General features: G+C 46.8%; 17 protein-coding genes and 1 tRNA gene. 9 read left to right on the top strand and 9 right to left on the bottom strand.

Annotated features, from left to right (window positions below; all coding sequences use genetic code 11):
- Positions 1-116: 116 nt before the first annotated feature.
- Positions 117-296 (top strand): class I lanthipeptide, encoded by a 180-nt coding sequence (locus KTO58_RS24410; RefSeq protein ID WP_157752761.1) that lies wholly within the window; start codon positions 117-119, stop codon positions 294-296.
- Between the two features lie 89 nt (positions 297-385).
- Here the strand turns inward: KTO58_RS24410 and KTO58_RS24405 are convergent, their stop codons facing one another.
- From KTO58_RS24405 to KTO58_RS24390, 4 genes are all read right to left on the bottom strand, one after another.
- A complete protein-coding gene (locus tag KTO58_RS24405) occupies positions 386-1,579 on the bottom strand; it encodes a Ca2+-dependent phosphoinositide-specific phospholipase C (RefSeq protein WP_095836896.1) in 1,194 nt (397 codons plus the stop codon).
- Between the two features lie 15 nt (positions 1,580-1,594).
- Positions 1,595-4,399, bottom strand: a complete 2,805-nt coding sequence (locus tag KTO58_RS24400; RefSeq protein WP_095836897.1) for a TonB-dependent receptor — start codon at positions 4,397-4,399, stop codon at positions 1,595-1,597.
- Between the two features lie 227 nt (positions 4,400-4,626).
- Positions 4,627-5,808, bottom strand: coding sequence for an AraC family transcriptional regulator (locus tag KTO58_RS24395; RefSeq protein WP_095836898.1), 1,182 nt, complete (start codon positions 5,806-5,808; stop codon positions 4,627-4,629).
- 354 nt (positions 5,809-6,162) lie between these two features.
- Positions 6,163-6,236 (bottom strand) — tRNA-Ile (locus KTO58_RS24390).
- 148 nt (positions 6,237-6,384) lie between these two features.
- On the opposite strand from KTO58_RS24390, the gene KTO58_RS24385 reads away from it, so the two are divergent.
- On the top strand, positions 6,385-7,005 hold the full coding sequence (locus KTO58_RS24385; RefSeq protein ID WP_095836899.1) for an HAD family hydrolase: 621 nt from the start codon (positions 6,385-6,387) through the stop codon (positions 7,003-7,005).
- 17 nt (positions 7,006-7,022) lie between these two features.
- Here KTO58_RS24385 and KTO58_RS24380 read toward each other — a convergent pair whose 3' ends face one another.
- The 3 genes from KTO58_RS24380 to KTO58_RS28965 all read right to left on the bottom strand — a co-directional run bounded on the left by KTO58_RS24380 (position 7,023) and on the right by KTO58_RS28965 (position 8,029).
- Positions 7,023-7,274, bottom strand: coding sequence for a DUF4834 family protein (locus KTO58_RS24380; protein ID WP_095836900.1), 252 nt, complete (start codon positions 7,272-7,274; stop codon positions 7,023-7,025).
- Positions 7,275-7,439: 165 nt separating this feature from the next.
- The gene (locus tag KTO58_RS24375; protein WP_198315127.1) at positions 7,440-7,793 is read right to left on the bottom strand and encodes a TM2 domain-containing protein; all 354 of its coding nucleotides are present in this window, start codon (positions 7,791-7,793) and stop codon (positions 7,440-7,442) included.
- Complete coding sequence (locus KTO58_RS28965) at positions 7,790-8,029, bottom strand: DUF2752 domain-containing protein (protein WP_225860270.1); 240 nt, start codon at positions 8,027-8,029, stop codon at positions 7,790-7,792. Before KTO58_RS28965 ends, KTO58_RS24375 begins: the two co-directional genes overlap by 4 nt.
- A gap of 212 nt (positions 8,030-8,241) precedes the next feature.
- Here KTO58_RS28965 and rimP point away from each other — a divergent pair, with 212 nt between their 5' ends.
- The 6 genes from rimP to KTO58_RS24340 all read left to right on the top strand — a co-directional run bounded on the left by rimP (position 8,242) and on the right by KTO58_RS24340 (position 17,976).
- Positions 8,242-8,754: a ribosome maturation factor RimP gene (gene rimP / locus KTO58_RS24365; protein ID WP_095836902.1), complete on the top strand. Its 513-nt coding sequence runs from the start codon at positions 8,242-8,244 to the stop codon at positions 8,752-8,754.
- Positions 8,755-8,771: 17 nt separating this feature from the next.
- Positions 8,772-10,019 carry a transcription termination factor NusA gene (gene nusA, locus KTO58_RS24360; RefSeq protein WP_095836903.1) on the top strand — a complete coding sequence of 416 codons (1,248 nt, stop codon included), beginning with the start codon at positions 8,772-8,774 and terminating at the stop codon, positions 10,017-10,019.
- 121 nt (positions 10,020-10,140) lie between these two features.
- Complete coding sequence (gene infB, locus KTO58_RS24355; RefSeq protein WP_095836904.1) at positions 10,141-13,680, top strand: translation initiation factor IF-2; 3,540 nt, start codon at positions 10,141-10,143, stop codon at positions 13,678-13,680.
- Positions 13,681-13,835: 155 nt separating this feature from the next.
- A complete protein-coding gene (locus KTO58_RS24350; protein WP_095836905.1) occupies positions 13,836-15,218 on the top strand; it encodes a peptidylprolyl isomerase in 1,383 nt (460 codons plus the stop codon).
- A gap of 263 nt (positions 15,219-15,481) precedes the next feature.
- Entirely contained in the window at positions 15,482-17,209 is a 1,728-nt protein-coding gene (locus KTO58_RS24345) for an amidophosphoribosyltransferase (protein WP_225859902.1), read from the top strand.
- A 266-nt stretch (positions 17,210-17,475) separates the two neighbouring features.
- Positions 17,476-17,976, top strand: a complete 501-nt coding sequence (locus tag KTO58_RS24340) for a SixA phosphatase family protein (RefSeq protein ID WP_095836907.1) — start codon at positions 17,476-17,478, stop codon at positions 17,974-17,976.
- Between the two features lie 77 nt (positions 17,977-18,053).
- Here the strand turns inward: KTO58_RS24340 and proC are convergent, their stop codons facing one another.
- Entirely contained in the window at positions 18,054-18,854 is an 801-nt protein-coding gene (proC, locus tag KTO58_RS24335; protein WP_095841410.1) for a pyrroline-5-carboxylate reductase, read from the bottom strand.
- Between the two features lie 184 nt (positions 18,855-19,038).
- Between proC and KTO58_RS24330 the strand changes: the two genes are divergently transcribed.
- Entirely contained in the window at positions 19,039-19,551 is a 513-nt protein-coding gene (locus KTO58_RS24330) for a thermonuclease family protein (RefSeq protein WP_157752762.1), read from the top strand.
- 61 nt (positions 19,552-19,612) lie between these two features.
- On the opposite strand, the gene KTO58_RS24325 is transcribed toward KTO58_RS24330, so the two are convergent.
- Positions 19,613-20,182 (bottom strand): NUMOD4 domain-containing protein, encoded by a 570-nt coding sequence (locus tag KTO58_RS24325; protein WP_095836909.1) that lies wholly within the window; start codon positions 20,180-20,182, stop codon positions 19,613-19,615.
- Positions 20,183-20,688: the final 506 nt, after the last annotated feature.

The raw sequence follows: 20,688 nt of genomic DNA, 5'->3' as shown, positions 1-20,688 counted from the left end.
GGTGGGTTACGGGATCGGGAAAAAAGTTTACGAGATACGGAAAACTATTATTGAAGCGTTGTTTTAGATGTCAGCTACCTGCTGGTATTTTCATTATTTGTTTAAACTGTTCTTCCATGAAAAAGGTAACATCCAAAAAACTGTCACTTGGCAAGGTAAAGATTGCCCACTTAACTGATGAAAGCCAGTCCCATCTGAAGGGAGGAGCACCTGAAACGGTGATCACCTGTGGTCATTCGCAGCGTCCGAATAACTGTATTCCTTATTCAGAGTGGCGGACATGCTGGTGCGTATAATATTGCGTACCTGCTAATTGTTGTTAAAGCGAAGGCCCCGCTAACCCGTTGGATGACTGGTAGCGGGGCATTTTCATGTATAGTTATTGTTATTTACCTGTATTCACCGGGTTTTTCCTGGCTTCGCCGCCACCCGGTAATTTTACCACATAGGAGGTACCATATCCATTTCCTGGTCTGAAAAAGTCGGTTGATACGACCTGTGCTCCGCTGCTGAAAGCTGCATTGGCGCGGGTATAGTCATTGACTTTGGCTTCGTAGGTCTCGATATCTGACCGGGTTCTGACGATATATCCCTGTTGTACATAGTCTTTGATCTCCTTCTGTCGTAGGATGGCGTTGTCGAGTAGCAGGAAAGCGGCATAGCTATCTTTTGGATCGGACTGCATGAACATAACGCGATGTTCCAGGTTAGGGCGATTGTTGGCATACGGGGCTGCTTTACCGAGGCCAGCGGTGGTGGGTAACAGCAGGAAGATGAACTTTCCTCTAGCCGCTTTCACGGTAGGCCAGTTGTTGGCCAATACGGCTTCGCGCAGGGAGGGATAGCTACCTCGGATGTCGTCCGGGGTGATCAATTTATCACGGCCGAGTACGCTCACCACTTCCTGGTCTAGCTCATCGAATGCTTTTTCGCTAAAAGGCAGCACTTCTGTTGCTTTCGGAAAGATAGGGATACCGCGATCTTTTGCTTCTACCTGTATGTAGATGGGGATGTGGGCGGGGTGCTCATCGGACCATTTTTTCAGGCTCAGCAAGGCAGCCTTCAAGGTAGGGTAGTGGGTGCGGAAGTCGAAATCGGCAACGTGCAGCACTTTAAACCCCGGTTGGCTCAGGCCGGTCGTATCAAAAGGTGCCAGGTTAGTATATCCTTTCTCCTGCAATATGCGGTAGGAGGCAGGGTGGTTGAATCGGTTGCCGGTAGGATCGTAGTATACGTCCAGTTCCAGGCTTCTGAGGCCTGCGTTGAGCTGCACATCAAAAGGCGGGTGGTCGTATTTCAGTCCTTCGCTCATTTTCATGCCATTGGGATGGAATTCTTTAAATGCATCCTGTTGTTCTTTTGGCATCATCTGCGCGTAGTTTTTGAACAACTTATCAAAGATAGGATCTGCATACGCCATCAGGGCGGTATCTACGGGGCGTGCATAGCTGTTGTGCGTACCCAGTACCTGTATCTGATTTATTTTGAGTTTGTCCAGTTTATCCTGGCCATTCACCCGGGCTGTGAGGCTGATGGCGAGCAGTGCACCCATCAGCGTATTGGTGATTTTCATATTCATGCGTGTTTTTTATGTTTAGAATAGTTTCATGCTGACGCCTATCTGTCCGCGGATGGAATACCATTCTGCCTGTTCTGTGCGATCGTAGGAGCCATGGTAGAATCTTACCGGTGCGTTGGTGATATTATTTACCTCTGCGAACAAGCGGATATGGTTGGATATGGAGAAAGAAGCGGAGCAGTCTACCGTAAAGTTTTGTGCGTACCAGCGGTAGTGGCCGGGGCCTGCTGCCTGGCGGATGGCATCGAGGTATTTGCCTTTATAATTGCCTGCTATCCGGGCCATGAACTTTTTGTTCTCAAATATGATAGAGGCGTTGAAGATATGTTTGGCTTGTTTAGGGATGACGCTTTCGTCGTCTATGCGTTTGTTGCCTACGAAGCGAGGGATTTTCACGCGGGAGTTGGTAAAGGTGTAGTTGCCTTCCAGTCCGAAGTATTTCAATACTCCCGGCAGTTCGGTAAAGCGTTTGGAGAAGCCTGCTTCGAAGCCATATAACCAGGCTTTTTGCAGGTTATCCGGTTGTGTGACGGTATAGTTCAGGCCCTGGATGATCTCGTTGGACTGGTTATTATAGATCAGGTTAGACAGGCTTTTATAGAATGCGCCTATGCTTACCATACCGATGCCGCCGAAATAGTGTTCGGCCATGAGGTCGATATTGCTGGCGAAGGTAGGCTGCAGGTCTGCTCTACCGCGGGTGATGATCTTATTGACATCATCTTGTGTGGTAGCCGGGTTGAGCTGGCTGAAATCGGCGCGGGCAAAGGTGCGGGTATATGCCAGGCGGAGGATATCCTTGGTGCTGGCCTGGTATTTCAGGTGCAGCATAGGCAGGAAGGCATTATAGCTATTGTCCTGTTTGAGGTCGTTGATACGGCTGCCGCCATTGAAGGTGACCACCTGTTTGCCATTGAAGCGGACCTTATTGTATTCGTTGCGGATCCCACCGATGACGGTCAGTTTAGCCAGCGGCTTATATTCTGCCATCGCGTATATAGCGTATACATCTTCTGTACCGGTGAAATATTTAGTGGCGCCTGAAGCGTTATCGGGGGCATCGCTGACCACTTTAGTCAATTTGTACTGGTTGATAAATTCCGGGCTTACATATCCTTTGAGGGCAGATAGTGGCACCTGGTCTATCAGTACATTATTGTATGGCGTACCTATTTCGGTGAGGAATCCGCCATTATACGGGAATGGTTCTGTGCCCAGTTCGGCTATAGCCGGAGCGGCTTTTCCTGCGAGGCCGGTCATGTATACATCAAAGGGATTATTGGCCACATATTTATCCTTGTGGATAAACTTACCACCGAATTTGACGTGCAATTTTTCGTTGTTACTGTACTTCAGGTTGAAGGCCACTCGTTTGTTCTTTTCATTATTGGCTGCTCTCAGCAAGGTGATGCGGGCGAGCTTCATTTGTGTGGGATCTACAGGAGTGGAGGCTGACAGGTGTGGCAGTACGGCATCGATGACGTCGCCAACGCCGTTGGGAGCGTCTATGCGGAGGTATTTTTTGCCATCGGGTGCCAGGCCATCGTAGGCGGCAGCCTGCTGGAAGGTCGCGATGGGGTATCCCGGATCTTTGAAACGGAAGGATGATTCATCCATACTCAACGACCAGTCGAGGGTCATTTTTCCTTTGAGCAAGCTGGAAATACCCCCCAGTTCGACAGATTGGAGTTTTGTGAGATAGTCTGCTGCTCTTGTCTGTATCTGGGCATTTTTGGCGTCGAAGTTGAAATAGGTTTCATGTACTTTTTGCTGATCGAGGTATTCGCTGTAGATCCCTTTAGCAAATATTTTATGGTCGGGATTGATGATGTATTCCAATCCGCCGTTGAAGCCCAGTGTACGTCTTCTGGCTACGTAGTCGCGCAGTTGCAGGTCTGCTATGGAAAACGACTGGACGCTGTTAGTGCTGGCGAAGTTATAGTCTACATTATAGCGGTCCTGTGCGGAGGTGCGGTCCCATATTACGCCGGAGACGATGAAGCCTAGTTTGCCGTTCATCAGCCGGTCGCCATATACGAGGGAGGTATTATAGGACCCTTTGCGTGCCTGATCGCCATATCCGCCGGCGGCGTTGATATTCAGCACTCTTGATATCGGAGCTGTTTTGGTAATGAAGTTGACCGATCCTCCGATGGCATCTCCTTCCATATCTGGGGTGATGGCTTTGGACAGTTGTACATATTCTATCAGTTCGGAAGGGAATATATCCATTTGTACGCGGCGGTCGGCATAGTCGGCGCTGGCGCTGGGCATGCGATTGCCGTTGAGGAGGGAGGCGCTCCATTGCATGGGAGTACCACGAACGGAGACATAGCGGCCTTCTCCCAGGTCTCTTTCTATGGATACGCCCTGCATGCGTTGTACGGCTTCGGCGGCATTGCGGTCTGGTAGTTTACCGATTGCGTCGGCGGCCAGGACTTCCATGATGGCGTTGGCATTTTTCTTTATGCTGATCGCTTTTATCTGTGAGCCGACGGTGGAGCTTTTAACTACTATTTCGCCGATGTTGCCCACTTTGGGTGACAATGCGATGGTGCCCAGGTCGTTCCGTCCATTTTTGGTTTCGAGTGTAATTATCTGTGGTGTGTATCCGATGTAGCTGATGGTGAGCTTTACCTTACCGATCTTCTTTTGTGCCAGGGTGAAGGTGCCGGTAAGATCGGTTTGTGTGTTCAGGTCATCTGTATAAACGGTAGCTCCCGGCAGTGGTCCGTCTTTGGAGGTGATGGTCCCTCTGATCTGTTGTGCCTGGCAGAGACCGGGCAGCAAGAACACAATGAGTAAAATGATCCTGTTCATGTGCAAGTAAAATTTCGCACAAAGATGTTGTGTGGAGGTGGGATGGTCGACCTTGTCGATCCATCCGTACGATTGGGTGGTCTTTACCGATCGTAGAGGCTTATTAAAAATTGAAAATCAACCCCTTATCAAAAGTTACCCTATTATTAAGTCCGGTGTTTACGGACGGGCGGATCCGGTGGAAGTCCCGGCGATTTTGTTGAGAGCCGCCTTGTTTTGGCAGCAGATCAGGATTGCAATATGAGGTCGCCAGTGGTGGGAGCGTCGGCAGAGGGTAGGTTTTTCAGGTAGGCAGAAGGGGTGTGTCCTACTGTCTTTTTGAAATACTGGTTGAAGGATGATTTGGAATGGAAGCCGGCATCGAAAGCCAGGGATAGTATGTTGGGTACTACACCTTTTTCGGTATAGTGTTTCATCATATCCGTCACTTCTTTTACGCGGTATTCGTTGACGTATTGATAGAAGGACTTGGCGAGGTATTGATTCAGTGTTTCGGAAAGGTGATGGCGGGATATGCTCATTTGTTTGGCGAGACCATCGAGGGTTAGTTCGGGCTCCAGATAGGGTTTTTTATCTTTCATTATCTGGTTCATATCGGCAGCTATCCGGGCTTGTTGTGTGTCGGACAAGGCTTGTTTCCGGCGGGTGATCGTTTGCGTTATTTCGTCTGTAGTATCTACCTGTTCTGCTGGAGGTATGACGATGTGAGCGGAAGGGCTTAGTGATATTTCTATGTGGGTGTACATTAAGGACAACACTTTCACGCGTCCTATGGCCAGGCAAGCTGTCAACAGGGCGATATAACAGAGGGTGCGTGCCCAGAGGTGTCCGTCGAGGTCTGCCAATGGTGAAGGGAAATATGCTTTATACAGCATTAGCAGGAAGATGGCACTGATAGTCAGGAATAATGCGGCGATGAATCGTACGAGGTGTTTTTCCGTTTTCCAGAAGTCCGGGATCTTCCGGGCCACCTGGAGGGTCTTGATCGGGTATATGATGTACGACAGGATGATGGCGTAGTTTGTGACCTGGTTATAATACCAGATGGTTTCGGGTGTTTTCCCGTGATGGGTAATAATATAGCCGGCAATCATAAAGTATGCTATAGCGGCTATTATGCCTGGCAGGAAGAGGTATACGGTCTTTACCTGGTGCTCGGGAGCACCTAAGCGGGCGGCATACATCCAAAGCAGGGGAGTATAGAATAAGGTGATGAAAGTATTGAATTGCTTGTGTATTTCAGCGTTGGGGAATACTGTATTCAGGAAGAAGTTAACGCCCAGGTGGACAAACATACACATCAAGAGCCAGCGTAATATGCCATCTGATGACCTGTTTTTGTTGCCCGCTGATAATAGTCCTAACACGATCAGCGCCTGGAATGCGCCGAGGAAAATGATGTAGTTCACGCATCAAAAGTACAAGGTGAATATTAATTGAGCATTAAGGATATGGGATGACTATAGGAATGATATACGAATGATACAGGAGAGCTATAGGAGAGGTGGACGTGAGTGAATAAATTTTTATTTCACATACTATTAAAAATAATAAATAAAATGAATATCAGCCACAGTCAAGCATTTCATCAAAATATCCATAATCAATTGGTTATCATAAAGATACAACCACTTTCCTGACAGACATGCTCACAACCTACTTATAGCTGGATAATACGTTTGATAGAGACATAGATAGTGTATGGAAAAGGGGATATGAACAGTAAAGGCTTTCAGCGATTGCTAAAAGCCTTTACTATCTTGTGGTCCCACCAGGGCATGATCCTGGGACCCCCTGATTATGAGTCAGGTGCTCTAACCAACTGAGCTATAGGACCTATTCCTTACGGAATCCCGTTTTCGGGGAGTGCAAAATTAAATATTTTTTATTCAATAATCCTAACAATTTTTCTTTTTCTGAAAGAAAAGCTGCATTGTCATGTTGAGGCTTTTTAATTTTGCATTTTTAAGCACTACTTTAGTACTATGCAAGGCATTAAACATCTCATTTTCGACCTCGGAGGCGTCATTCTGAATATAGATTTCCAGTTGACCAACAAGGCATTTGCCGATCTCGGCGTCACGGATTTTCCGACTTTATTTTCCCAATTTCATGCGGACCGTTTGTTTGAGGACCTGGAAACGGGTAAGGTAGGCAATGAGGCATTTCTGGAGGCGATGCGAAGACATACAGGGGAGCACGTTAGTGAGCGGCAGATCGTTGATGCGTGGAATGCGATGTTATTGGATTTCCCGTTGCAGCGGTTACAGTTGTTGCAGCAGTTGCGGCAGCAGTATAGTATGTACTTGTTGAGCAATACAAATGCGATTCATTTGGAGGCATTTAATGCGTCCTTGTTAGCGACGCGGGGGATCCCATCTTTGGGTGTTTTTTTTGACAAGGCGTACTATTCTCATCTTATCGGTTACCGGAAACCTTATAAGGAGGCTTACGAGCTTATTTTGGATGAGAATGGGCTGGATCCTGCGGAGACCTTATTTATTGATGATACGTTGCCCAACATTGAGGGAGCGAAAGCGGTAGGTTTGCAAACAGTGCATCTTCAGGCGCCCAAGACTATCCTGGACATTTTCAGGCCTTTATAATATGGCGTTGAGTGATCCTATTTGACTTCTTCGAAGTCGATATAGTCTCCTTTATCCGGGCGTGCGGATTGGTTTGCATGCTGTTGCTGCTGTTGTTGGGTATTTTGTTGTTGTTGGTGTTGCTGTTGGTACTGTTCACGCATGCGTTGTTGCATGGTATTCATTTGTTGTCTCACCTGCCGGGTGGAATTGTATACCGGGATGATAAAATCGAATATCACTTTATATAGCAACCATAGGAAAAATATGGTGAAGATGAATTTGATCATAGTGGCACAAAGGTAGCGGAATATCCGGGAAGGTGATAATGGAGAGGGGTTACTTTAAGTTTTCTTTAAGAAAAAGAAGCCTGTCTGTATTTTGGGTAAAATGCAGACAGGCAGGCACTCTTGATAGGAGTGAAATAGCGATCAGGTAAGGGGATAGGATGGATTTTACTGTAATCCGAGTAGTGCTGCCGATTCGAGGGCGGCTTTTTTATTGCATTCCCAGGTTAGTTTTTTATGATTGATGGCATCGACGATGGTACCTATTGCACAGAGGCCGAAGGTGAGGAAGTAGAGGATGCCCATACCGATTTGATTTAATATGAACCGATGTATGCCGGCGGGGCCGACCAGTCCGATGAGGCAGCAGATCAGTGTGGTTTGCGGGTCTTTTCTTTTGGATTGGTATAGTGCCAGAAATCGGGCTTTGTTGTTAGCGTCGTAGTTTTTCGTCAGCTCCTGCAACCAGATGAGTTCTTCTTGTTGGATTCCGGGCAGCAAGGCAAATGACAGATCATTCATGTACTAGGTCGTTTTAGGTGAGAAAATGTCTTATATTGTAAATACAGCAGTTGTATTGATCTGATTATCAGCATACAGGTAGCAAATGGGCCAAGCCAGTGGTAGTGGAAGGCTGCGTTCCAGTTTCCATGCAGGAAGAAGTGGATGGAATGGCCGAGGCCGCAACCGGGGCACCAGGAGATGCCTGTTTGCCTAAGTAGGCAAAGGCTATGATGGCTGGACGAGGCTGGGTGCATGAGGAACAGGGTGATGAGGCCTATTGGCCATACCAGTGCTTCGAAGTTAAGTAGTTTTATATATGAGCGTATTGACATTCTCGTTTGCACCTATCACATTATAATATTTACCAATTCGAGATGGGATAAGGGTTCACCACCTGTATTTTCTTGAACCAAGTTAAAGAAATTGTTCTTGGATTAAAATAAAATGCTAATTTTGTGTTAGGATAATGATTCAAACGAAGGGGACGAGTGATTGTCCCCTTCTTGTTTTTTTTATGGCAAATGAACCGTTAATAGCATCGATTCGTCAGTTGGTGGAGAGCCTACTGTCAGAATACCCGGATTTTTTCGTAGTAGACATCCGGATCAAACCCACCAATAATATCAAGCTCTTTATAGACGGAGATAAGGGAGTACCTGTTGAGAAGCTGGTGGCATTCAACCGGGCGCTTTATCCTGTCTTGGAAACATCGGGCTTATTTCCAGCGGATGATTTTTCTCTTGAAGTCTCTTCTCCGGGGCTGGATGAGCCGCTTAAACAACTTCGCCAGTATCTTAAGAATATCGGGAGGAAGGTAGAGGTTACTTTTCTTGATGGGACGACCAAAGAGGGTACGTTGCTGGAGGCCAGTGAGGAGCACTTGCTGATAGAGGAAACTATTGGCAAAAAGAAGGAAAAGCAACAAACACCTATAAAATTTTCTGAAATCAAGCACACAAAGGTGTGCATCGTGTTTTAAAATATAATAACCAAAACATGGCTAGTATAAACCTGATCGAGTCATTCACTGAGTTCAAGGATGCGGAGAATATTGACCGTCCAACGTTGATGAAGGTATTGGAGGATGTATTCAAGACCCTTTTGAGGAAAAAGTATGGCTCGGATGAAAACTTTGATGTAATCGTAAATACTGACAAGGGGGACCTGGAGATATTGCGTCGCCGAATGATTGTAGCGGATGGGGAATCTGAAGACGATAATGCCCAAATCGAGTATTCTGATGCCATTAAGGTTGAACCGGATCTTCAGGTAGGGGAGGAGTTGTATGAGGAGGTAGAGATACAGGATTTTGGCCGCAGGGCGATTCTGGCGGCAAAGCAAACGCTGTCGGCCCGCATTGGGGATTTAAAAAAGAATATTCTTGTTAAGAAATATGCGGATCGGGTAGGGGAGATAGTTACTGGTGAGGTATATCAGGTATGGAAAAAAGAAGTTTTATTGCTCGATGATGAGGGGAATGAGTTAATATTGCCTAAATCTGAACAGATCCCGACAGATTACTTTAAAAAAGGGGAAAATGTGCGGGCGGTAGTGAAGAAGGTGGAGATGAAAAATAATGCTCCGCTCATCATTCTCTCACGTACACATTCTTCCTTCCTTGGTAACTTGCTGGAAATTGAAGTACCGGAAATCGCAGATGGCCTGATTGTTATCAAAAAGATTGTGCGCGAGCCAGGGGAAAGAGCTAAGGTGGCTGTTGAATCTTATGATGACCGTATCGACCCCGTAGGAGCCTGCGTCGGCATGAAAGGTAGCCGTATCCATGGCATTGTGCGTGAACTCAGGAACGAAAACATTGATATCATCAACTATACTGCCAACATCCAGCTGCTGATTCAGCGCGCGCTTACGCCGGCCAGGATTAGTCGTATGGAATTGGATAATGAAAACAAGTATGCCTCTGTTTATCTGATGCCGGACCAAGTGTCGTTGGCGATTGGTAAAAAGGGTGTGAATATCAAATTGGCCTGTGAATTGACAGGGTATGAGATAGATGTGTTCCGTGATGAGGTGCAGGAGCAGACGGAATTTGATATTGACCTGGAGGAATTCTCTGATGAAATAGAAGAATGGATCATAGATGAGCTGAAGCGTATAGGTTGTGACACGGCCCGCAGTGTATTGGAATTGACAGTGGAGGAGCTGGTACGTCGTTCTGACCTGGAAGAAGAGACGGTGAGTGATGTAAGAAGGATATTACAGGAAGAATTCGACAAGGAATAAAGCCCGGTTATCCGGAACCCTTCCCAGGATGAGGGCTTTAGTAGGATTTAATTGAGAAATTGTTAAAAACGTAAAAATCCCCTCATCGGATGATGGGGGAAGGGGAGGCCCGAATTACAATATGCCTGAAGTTACAAACAACACACCCAGATTGCTGGCCGCTGCCAAAGAATTCAATATTGGAAAGGAGACGCTTATCGATTTCCTGGCCAATAAAGGATATGACATGGGCGGTTTTGGTTCACCCAATGCCCGTCTCACTGCTCAGATGTACACAGCCCTGCAGTCTGAATTCCAACAGGACAAGGCCAATAAGAAGAAAAGTGATCAAATTGCCTTGCCTAAAGGAAGCGTGTTAGACTCAATGAAGAAAAAGGAGAAGGAAGAAGCTGAGGCTGCGGCTGCTGCGAATGCGGCTGCTGCCAAGAAGAAAGACGAACAGGCACCCCAGGCTGCTGAGGAACCGAAAGTGGAACCTAAGCCAGAACCGCAGCCCGTTAAGGAACAGGAGCCTGCCAAACCGGAAGCCCAAGCTGAGCCAGCGCCGGTTCCGGTTACGCCTGCAGCTACGACTCCTCCTGCCAGCACACCGGTAGCAGAGACGCCCAGCCCGGCACCGGAGGTTATTAAACCGGAAAGTCCCAGGATTAACGGACCGAAGGTGATTGCTACCATTGATCTTGATGCGCTACAGCCAAAGGCCAGGAAAACACCGCCGGCAGAACAGCCTGTGAAGTCTGAGCCACAGCCGCCTGTAAAAGCGGCACCAGAGCAGCAACAACCGCCTGTGGAGCAACCCGTTGCTCCTGCTGCGACGTCGGCTCCCACGCCGACGCCTGTTGCAGCGAAGGAAGAAAAACCAGAGAAGCCAGCCCAGGAGCCTGTACAACAACAGGTAGAAAAGCCTATTGCTGACGATAGTAATATTGCACGAACAGAAAAGGCAGTACAGCCGGAAAAAGTGGAAAAGCCAGTGATGGCTGAAAAGACTGAAAAGCCCGCCGCTCCGGAGACACAGGAAGTAACGCCCGTAAAAGAAGTAAAACCTGCTGCCGCAATTGAAAAACAGGAAGTAAAAACGGAAGAAGTAAAACCTGTGATAGCAACTCCACCGGTGGAAAAACCAGCTGCTCAACAAGAGCCGGCTCCCACCCAAAAAACCGTTATTGTGCCTGCCACTCAAAATAACGATGCCAACGCCAACACCAGTGAAAAATCTGGTTCAGACACAACGCCTCCCGAAGAAACAACAGGTCCTGCTGTGATAGAGAATATCCAGGCAGAGAAACTGACGGGACCTAAGGTGATTGGCAAAATTGACCTGCCCGTACAATCCGACAGGCGAGATAACAACAAAGGCAATAATTTCAGCCGTGATGAGAAACGCAAACGCAAGCGTATCATCGTGGAGAAGAAGCCTGAACCTGTTCAACCCAAGGAATTCTCCGGAGACAGAAGAGATAATCGCGGACCTGACAACAGAAACAACGAAGGCCGCCCTCCACAGGAAAGCAGACCGCATGCGCCGGCCAGGGACAACAGACCCGGGCAGGGAGGACATGGTGGTAACCGCGGACCAGGTGGCGGACACCATAATAACAACAATAATAACCGTGGTCCCGGTAACCGCGATCACAACCGTCCAGGACAAGGTGGACAAGGCGGCGGTAACAGACGTTTTGACAATAACCGCCCTGGCTTTGGTAATAACAGGGGGCCCAATCATAACAATCCCCGTGACCAGAAACCGGAGGATAAAGAAATCGACAAAAACGAGATCCAGAATAAGATCAAGGAAACGATGGCCAAACTGGGAGGCGGTGGACGCGGTAAGAGCGTAAAAGCTAAACATCGCCGTGAAAAACGCCAGGAGAGAGATGAGCAGATGGCCAATCAGAAAGCCGGCGACAACAAGCTGCAGGTAACTGAATTCGTTTCTGTAAGTGAACTGGCTACCCTCATGGATGTGAGCTTTGCAGAAGTGATCTCCAAGTGTATGGGACTGGGTATCATGGTATCTATCAACCAGCGGCTGGATGCTGAGGTAATCGAGCTGGTGGCCGGAGAGTTTGGTTATGAAGTAGAATTCATTGGTGTAGATGATGCTGACGATCTTGAAGAAGAGGAAGAAGTAGATGCACCGGAAGATCTGATACCTCGTGCTCCTATCGTTACGATCATGGGTCACGTAGACCATGGTAAGACCTCCTTGCTTGACTATATCCGTAATGCCAATGTGGTAGCCGGTGAAGCAGGTGGTATCACTCAGCACATCGGTGCTTACCAGGTGACTACTGCTAACGGCAAAAAGATCACCTTCCTGGATACACCAGGTCACGAAGCGTTTACCGCGATGCGTGCCCGTGGTGCCAAAGCAGCGGACATCGCGGTGATTGTGATCGCCGCAGATGATGCGATCATGCCACAGACAAGAGAAGCAATTTCACACTCTCAGGCAGCGGGTCTGCCAATGGTATTTGCCATCAACAAGGTGGATAAAGAAGGTGCCAATCCTGAAAAGATCAAAGAACAGCTGGCAGGTATGAACCTCCTCGTAGAAGACTGGGGTGGTAAATTCCAGAGCCAGGAGATCTCTGCGAAAAGTGGTCTTAATATAGATGTCTTACTGGAGAAGATCCTCCTGGAAGCTGAATTGCTGGAGCTGAAAGCTAATCCGAACCGGGAAGGTTCCGGTAGCATCGTCGAAGCATCGCTGGATAAGGGTCGTGGGTATGTAGCATCCATGCTCGTACAAAACGGTACGCTTCGCCAGGGTGATACCATTGTATCCGGTTCTTTCTATGGTAAGATCAAGGCGATGTTTAATGAAAGAGGGCAACGTCTGGACGAAGCAGGACCCTCCTCACCGGTACAGGTACTGGGCCTTAATGGTGCCCCTCAGGCTGGTGAGAAGTTCAAAATGTTCCTTGATGAGTCTGAAGCGAAAGAAGTGGCCAACCGCAGAGCCCAGATTGTACGTGAACAAGGTATCCGTACCAAGAAACATATCACACTTGATGAGATCGGCCGCCGTCTGGCATTGGGCAACTTTAAACAGCTCAACCTCATCATCAAGGCTGACTTTGATGGTTCTGTAGAGGCACTCAGTGACTCCCTGCAGAAATTGTCTACAGAAGAGATCGTAGTGAGTGTGGTACACAAGGCTGTAGGTCAGATCACCGAATCCGATGTATTGCTGGCGACAGCTTCTGATGCGATCATCGTTGGTTTCCAGGTTCGTCCGTCTTCCCAGGCAGCGAAACTGGCAGAGAAAGAGAACATCGAGATCCGCAATTATTCCATCATTTACGATGCGATCGACGAGCTGAAGAGCGCGATGGAAGGTATGTTGGAGCCGAAGATCGAGAAGAAAGTGGTGGCCAATGTGGAAGTAAGGGAAACCTACCGTTTCGACAAGGTAACCGTAGCCGGTTGTTTTGTGTTGGACGGAAAGATCTCCAGAAATACCCGTATCAACGTTGTACGCGACGGTATCGTAGTATTTACCGGGGAGTTGGGTTCACTCAAACGTTACAAAGACGACGTGAAAGAGGTAGCTTCCAACATGGAGTGTGGTCTCTCTATCAGAGGTTACAATGATCTGAAAGTCGGCGATATCGTGGAAGGCTTTGAAGAAGTAGAAGTAAAACGTACGCTTTAAAATTAAATAATATACAACGCTCAATGCCCAAACACCCTTTAGGTGCCCGGTGCATTGAGCGTTGTTATTTATGGGGCATAAACTTTTGTTAAAAGGCATGGCCATCTTAACACAGCCCGTTTTATTAGTTATTTTTGAATTTCACTGTATTTGGTATGAATAAATTTTTGGCATTATCTGCTGGTGCCTTTATGCTCTGGCAGACCTCTTCAGCACAACAGAGAATGGTAGCCGACAAGATCGCTGCTATTGTAGGAGATAAGATTGTGCTGCAATCTGATATAGAAGGGGAGATGGCTAACATACAGCGCAATTCACATGACAATGTGATCCCTCCCAATGCGGCCTGCAATATTATGGAGCAGATCATCTCCCAGAAAGTAATGGTACTTCAGGCTGAAAGGGACAGTTTACCTGTCAGTGATGGTGATGTAGACGGCCAGATCGAAAACAGGATCCGTTATTTTGAGGAGATGTATGGTTCCCGTGAGAAAATGAAGGAGGTGACCGGCTATTCTATCTATCAGCTCCGGGAAAGGTTCCGTCAGCCGATCAAAGAAGGTCTTCAAGCCAAAGCAATGCGTGACAAGATCGTCGATGCTGTTAAGGTTACTCCTTCCGAAGTAAAAGCTTATTTTGACAAAATCCCGAAAGATAGTCTTCATTTTTACGAGTCCGAACTGGAAATCGGCCAGCTTATTATATTGCCAAAGGCGACCCGTGAGATGGAACAATATGCTATTGACCGTCTGTTGGAGTTCAGAAAGCGGGTAGAGACGAAAGAGTCTGATTTTAGCTCACTGGCCATCCTTTATTCGGAAGATCCCGGTGCCAAAGAGAACAAAGGTATTTACAACCTTAACCGTAATGATAAGAATACCTGGGATCCGGACTTTCTGGCGGCTGCTTTCCGCCTGAAAGTAGGGGAGATCTCTTCTCCTGTTAAGTCACAGTTTGGTTATCACCTTATCCAGGCGATCAAACGCCAGGGAGATAACATTACGGTACAACACATCCTGCTGAAACCTAATATTACTAAATCGGATATTGCGCTTACCATGAATAAGCTGGATAGTATCCGGAATAATATCCAGGCTGGTAAATTTACATTTGCGGAAGCTGTTGCCAAATACAGCGATGCCCAGATGGCTAAGTTTGATGGCGGTATGTTACAAAGCCGTGTAAATGGTAGTACTTTTATCAATATTGACGAACTGGATGAGCCATCTGAAAGAGACATCGTATTGATGATCGACACGATGAAAGCGGGAGGAGTATCCAGACCGGTTCAGTTCACTGACGAACAAAACAGGCTGGCATGCCGCATCGTGTTCCTCAAGACCCGGACGCAGCCGCACCGCGAGAATATGACGGATGATTACTCCCGTATTCAGCAGCGTACCCTGCAAATCAAGCAGGCAGAGACCATTAATAAATGGCTGACTGACAAGATACCCAGCTATTACATTAACGTTGATGACGCCTATAAGTCTTGTACGAATATAGCCCGCTGGACGGCTAACGTGGCCAAGCATTAGCGATCATTATCAACAACTTATATTAAACGGTCTGTTGCTATAGTATAGCAACAGGCCGTTTGCTTTTCGGGGGTTATCCCCTATGCTCCGTTTTAGGAATTGGTGATTTTTCACCGTACCTTTGCGTTTTCAATTTCACGGGCATGAGTGACGCTATCAAGCACGAATGTGGTTTAGCATATATAAGACTAAGGAAGCCATTTTCATATTACCAACAGAAGTACGGGACTGTTTTTTTTGGTCTGAATAAGTTGTACCTGCTTATGGAAAAGCAGCACAACCGCGGACAAGATGGTGCCGGTATTGCCACCGTAAAACTTAATACGGAGCCTGGTGTGCCCTTTATGCACCGCATGAGGAGTAGTGTACCACAGGCCATCAGCGATATCTTCAGCAAGATCAGGGAGGAAATCCAGGAGATCGAAAAATACCAGCCGGAGATCGTTAAATATCCGGGATTGATGAAAGGCCACGTGCGTTTTCTGGGAGAGCTCATGATGGGGCATATCCGGTACGCGACACAAGGCAAGAACAATGTAGAGCTGTGCCATCCTTTTGTTAGGCACAACACCATCCCCGCCCGAAATCTCAGCCTTGCAGGTAACTTCAACCTGGTTAATTCTGAGGAACTTTTCAAATTCGTTAACGTAGACCCAGGAGATACCCATCGCAACAGCGACCTCGCTGCCATGCTGGAGGTGATCCATCATTTTATCTGTAAAGAAGATGAGATAAGCCGTAATGGCCTTGACGTTAAGAGTATATTACAGCAGGCATTTTCACTTTTCGACGGCGGTTATCACGTATGTGGTCTGATCGGTTCGGGAGATTCCTTTGTGATGCGTGATGCGCATGGTATACGTCCTTCGTATTATTATATCAACGAGGATGTGATCGTTGCTGCTTCAGAAAGAGCTGCCATCCGTACCGCTTTCAATGTGGGTGAAAATGAGGTGCTGGAATTGATGCCGGGTAACGCCCTTATTGTAAAGCAAAACGGGGACTACAGCATTGAACAGATACTGGAGCCGAAAGAAAGACAGGCTTGTAGTTTCGAACGTATCTATTTCTCCCGTGGTAATGACGAGAAGATATATAAGGAACGAACGGCACTGGGCTACAACCTTTCTGAGACAGTGCTTAAGGCCATTGACAATGACCTGCGCAATACCATCTTTTCTTTTATACCCAATACGGCGGAAGTCGCTTTTTATGGTCTGATCAAAGGTTTGGAAGATTACCTCAATCATATTAAAGTAGAACGTATCCTGTCATGGGGCAAGGACTTCGATGAGACCAAACTCACAGAGATGGTGAATCGTCGTATTCGCATTGATAAGATCGCTATCAAAGATGTCAAAATGCGCACCTTCATCACTGAAGATGCCGGGCGTAACGAGATGGTACAGCATGTTTACGATATCACTTATGGTACTGTAAGGCCGGGTATTGACACGCTTGTGGTGATTGATGACTCTATTGTAAGGGGAACTACCCTGCGGGAAAGCATTATCAAAATGCTGGATCGGCTGGGACCTAAACGGATTATCATTGTATCGTCTGCACCACAGATCCGTTATCCTGATTGCTATGGTATTGACATGAGTAAGATGGGCGATTTCGTAGCTTTCCAGGCAGCTATTGGTCTTCTGAAGGATCATGGGAAGGAATATATCCTGCAGGAAGCCTACGGTTTGTGTAAAGAGTTGCAGCGTACCAATACCTTACATGCTCAGAACGTAGTGCGTAATATCTATAAGCCATTCACAACGGAGGAAATCTCCTCCAAGATCGCGGAGATCATTACGCCGAAAGGCATTAATGCCAAGATCGATGTCATCTATCAGTCTATAGAAGGGCTTCATCAGGCCTGTCCCAATAACCTGGGAGCCTGGTATTTTAATGGGAATTACCCTACTCCCGGAGGCAATCGTGTTGTAAACAAGGCCTTTATGAACTACATGGAAGGAAAAAATGAAAGAGGCTACTAAGTAAAAGGCGTGTAAAAGTGGTATTCCCGGTAAAAAACGGGCTAACTGCAACTACTATACGTTGCTGTGAATCACAAAGCAGTATTATAAAGCATTATATATAAAGCGGAGGTATACAATACCTCCGCTTTTTTATTATTTCAAACGGGGTTTAATTACCATGTTAATTTTATCTTAAATAAATTTGCCAAGGCGTCCGTATTCTCACTTCGCGCTAACTTTCTGTAAAATAATTATTTCGTTAAGCTCAAATGTTGTTTTCAGCTATGAAAACATTGATCCTGATCAGGCACGCAAAATCCAGCTGGAATGATCCAGACATGGATGACTTTGACAGGCCACTTAATAAGCGAGGCAAATTAAACGCCCCTGAGATGGCCTCCAGACTTTTACACCGAGGGATGATACCCGAGTTAATCATTTCCAGTCCGGCCAAACGCACCCGTACCACTGCCAAAATGATGGCCCGAGAATGGAAATATCCTAAGCAGGCTATACTCTTAGAAGAAGAACTCTACCTGTGTTACGCCTCCACTTTTCTGAAGGTAATCACAAAGATCGATGACGACTTCGAAGCGGTAGCTATCTTTGCTCACAACCCTGGCATCACAGACTTTGCTAATTATCTAACGGAGGAGATACGTATCGACAATGTTCCCACTACCGGGATATTTGCAGTACAAGCTGATATAAGTTCCTGGAAAGATTTTGACAGAGCCCGTAAAAAGTTCCTTTTCTTCGACTATCCCAAACAAGAAATTGTGTAACAAGACCCGACTCCCAACGCTATCCCGACAAACCCACCCGATGCTAGACACTCCTGTTCCTTATCAATAAACAGCCTTTACCCTTTTACGATCTTATTATAAGATACTGTAATGCCTTTGATCAGAGATGAGCTGAAACCTTGATGTTCCATCTCGTTTAATCCGGCAATTGTGCATCCCTTGGGGGTTGTCACCTTGTCTATTTCCTCTTCCGGATGACGATTTCCCCGTATCAGCAGCTCTGCGGCACCCTTGATGGTTTGTGCGGCGATGAGGTTGGCGGTACGTACATCAAACCCTATTTCGATGCCGCCTTGTATATTGGCCCGGATGAAACGCAGCGCATAGGCGATACCACAGGCTCCCAGTACGGTTGCCGCATCCATCAATTTCTCATCGATGCTCACTGTTACCCCCAGCTGATCAAACAGTGCTTTTACCCATTGATCCTGGTCTGGTGTTGTATTTTTGCTACAGATGCAGGTCATCGATTGTTGAATAGCGATGGCGGTATTGGGCATAGCCCTTACGACCGGCATTTCCGGACCGGCGATTGCCTCCAGCTCTTCCATAGCTACTCCCGTCACCACGCTGATCACAATATGGCGTTGAGGATCCAGCACTTCTCTGAGCTGTCCTAACACTTCTTTTACATTATATGGTTTGAGTGCGATGATAATGATCTCCGAGGAGCGCACTGCATGTATATTATCGGTTGCGGTTTGAACACCGGCATCCTTCAACGCCTGTAAGGTGTTCAGGTTCCTTTTAGTGATAATAATATCTCCTGGTGCGGAAAAACCGCTTTTCAGCAATCCTTCTGCGATGGCACCTCCCAGGTTGCCACCTCCTATGATGGCTATTTTCTTGGCTGACATATATGTTCCTTTAATGTTCCGGAAGATAATAACAAATGCGTGAATTACGTAGCAGCCTGAAATATCAGCCTGTCCTGCAGGCATTCCACATACCTGTGTAAAAGTAAAAAGGTTTGTACTCCCTGCTCCGTCCTACATTTGCTCCCCGATATACTTAAACATATACGGATTAACTATGCCAGCTATGCTACGCCAACTTATGTTAGTGCTGCTATTTGTATGCACATTACAACCAGCTATTTCACAGAAGAAGAAGGAGGTCCAAACAGTAAAAGGGAAAGTCGTTCGTATTATCGACGGTGATACGTTTGAATTATTGGTGGGTCGTACTCCCTACAGGATCCGAATGAATGCGATCGATGCTCCCGAGAGGGGACAGGACTACTACCAGGTAAGCAAACAGGCGTTGTCAGATCAATGTTTCAATAAAACGATGACGGTCAAATTGCTGAAGAAAGACATGTACCAGCGATGGTTGGGAGATCTGTACGATGCGAAGGGAGTATATGTCAATGCCTGGATGGTTGCCAGGGGGTATGCCTGGCAATACAAATATTCCAACGATGCGACATTAGCTGCTGCCCAAGAGGCTGCCCGCAAGAAACATTTGGGTTTATGGTCTCAGCCATCTCCTCAGGAGCCCTGGACTTTCCGTAAGGTAAAGCGGAATGGAGGAGCTGCACTACAGGTCCATTAGAAATAACAACACCTCCCTTATCATTTGGTAGGGGAGGTGTTAGTATTTTATCTACCACCGTTCAATCAACGCTAACGTGGCTCCAGTTCTCCCCACTTTTAATACGGTATAGCTGCATTTCGCTGATGTCGAACTGCTGGGCAATCTGCTTCATGGTTTTTTTACCTGGTTTTGCCAACAGTCGTTTGATGCTTTTCACTTTTGTGATATTCAGCTTAAGTCCTTTCACCCGGTTTCTTTGTTTCTCCTTATAAGCCAGCTTTGCGGGACTGTTCTGCTGATGTTGCTCCATACCTTCTTTGGTAGCCCAGCGGAGGTTGGAGGCTTTATTATTCTTTTTTTCGTGATCCAGATGGATAACATACTTATAGGTCCGGCCAGGTTTCGCGCAGAATAGCTTCGCCACTTCCCGGTGAAGGTATAAGGACTGATAACTATCAGCAGGTTTTACGTTCAATACGGTATATCCTTCTACGGTGGATCCGGAGAGGACTTTTCCATCGTCAATTGACTCATTGTAGCTGATCACTCTCCCCATATTGGATACAGCATACTTTTTACGCAAAGCAGACTTGTTTTTGATTTGCAAGTCTTTCCAGACTTCGTTTCTCAGATTTTTAAATGTGGCCATGTGAACACAATTTTTATAATTGATTTGAATTGGGGTTTATACGCAAACGTTACAAAATTCCTGCCCGTTAAATGCACACAACACCCTTAGCAGCTGTTGCTGCTTAATAAGTATTCATCGTTCCTGCATCCGCCCACACTACTGACCATTCTCTTCTTCAAAACAGTTGGCGGCGGCAAATGTTCACCTGTTACTATAAAATGCCCCTGCGGAGGGGTGCATTGCACCTGGAAAGTCTTTCTGAAGACTGGTCACCCCGATAGCGGATGGCTACTCATAGCATTGCCAAGCCCCAGACAATACCTTTGCCGGTCGTTAATTAAGTAGTAGCTGCCGTTTTGGGGGTTGATTACCACCGGGCTGGTATGGATGCCGATGAGAAGTATCCGATCAGATGGATCTATCTTGCCTGAAATATTGATTCTGATACTTGCGGGTTAGGTCCATTCTTCCATTACCGCTGCCGTAGATATCATACCGGCGGTGAATTCATCATTGCCGGCAAT

The sequence above is a fragment of the Chitinophaga pendula genome (genome assembly GCF_020386615.1).
GTDB lineage: Bacteria > Bacteroidota > Bacteroidia > Chitinophagales > Chitinophagaceae > Chitinophaga > Chitinophaga pendula.
This window is presented reverse-complemented; position numbering and strand designations above follow the sequence as displayed.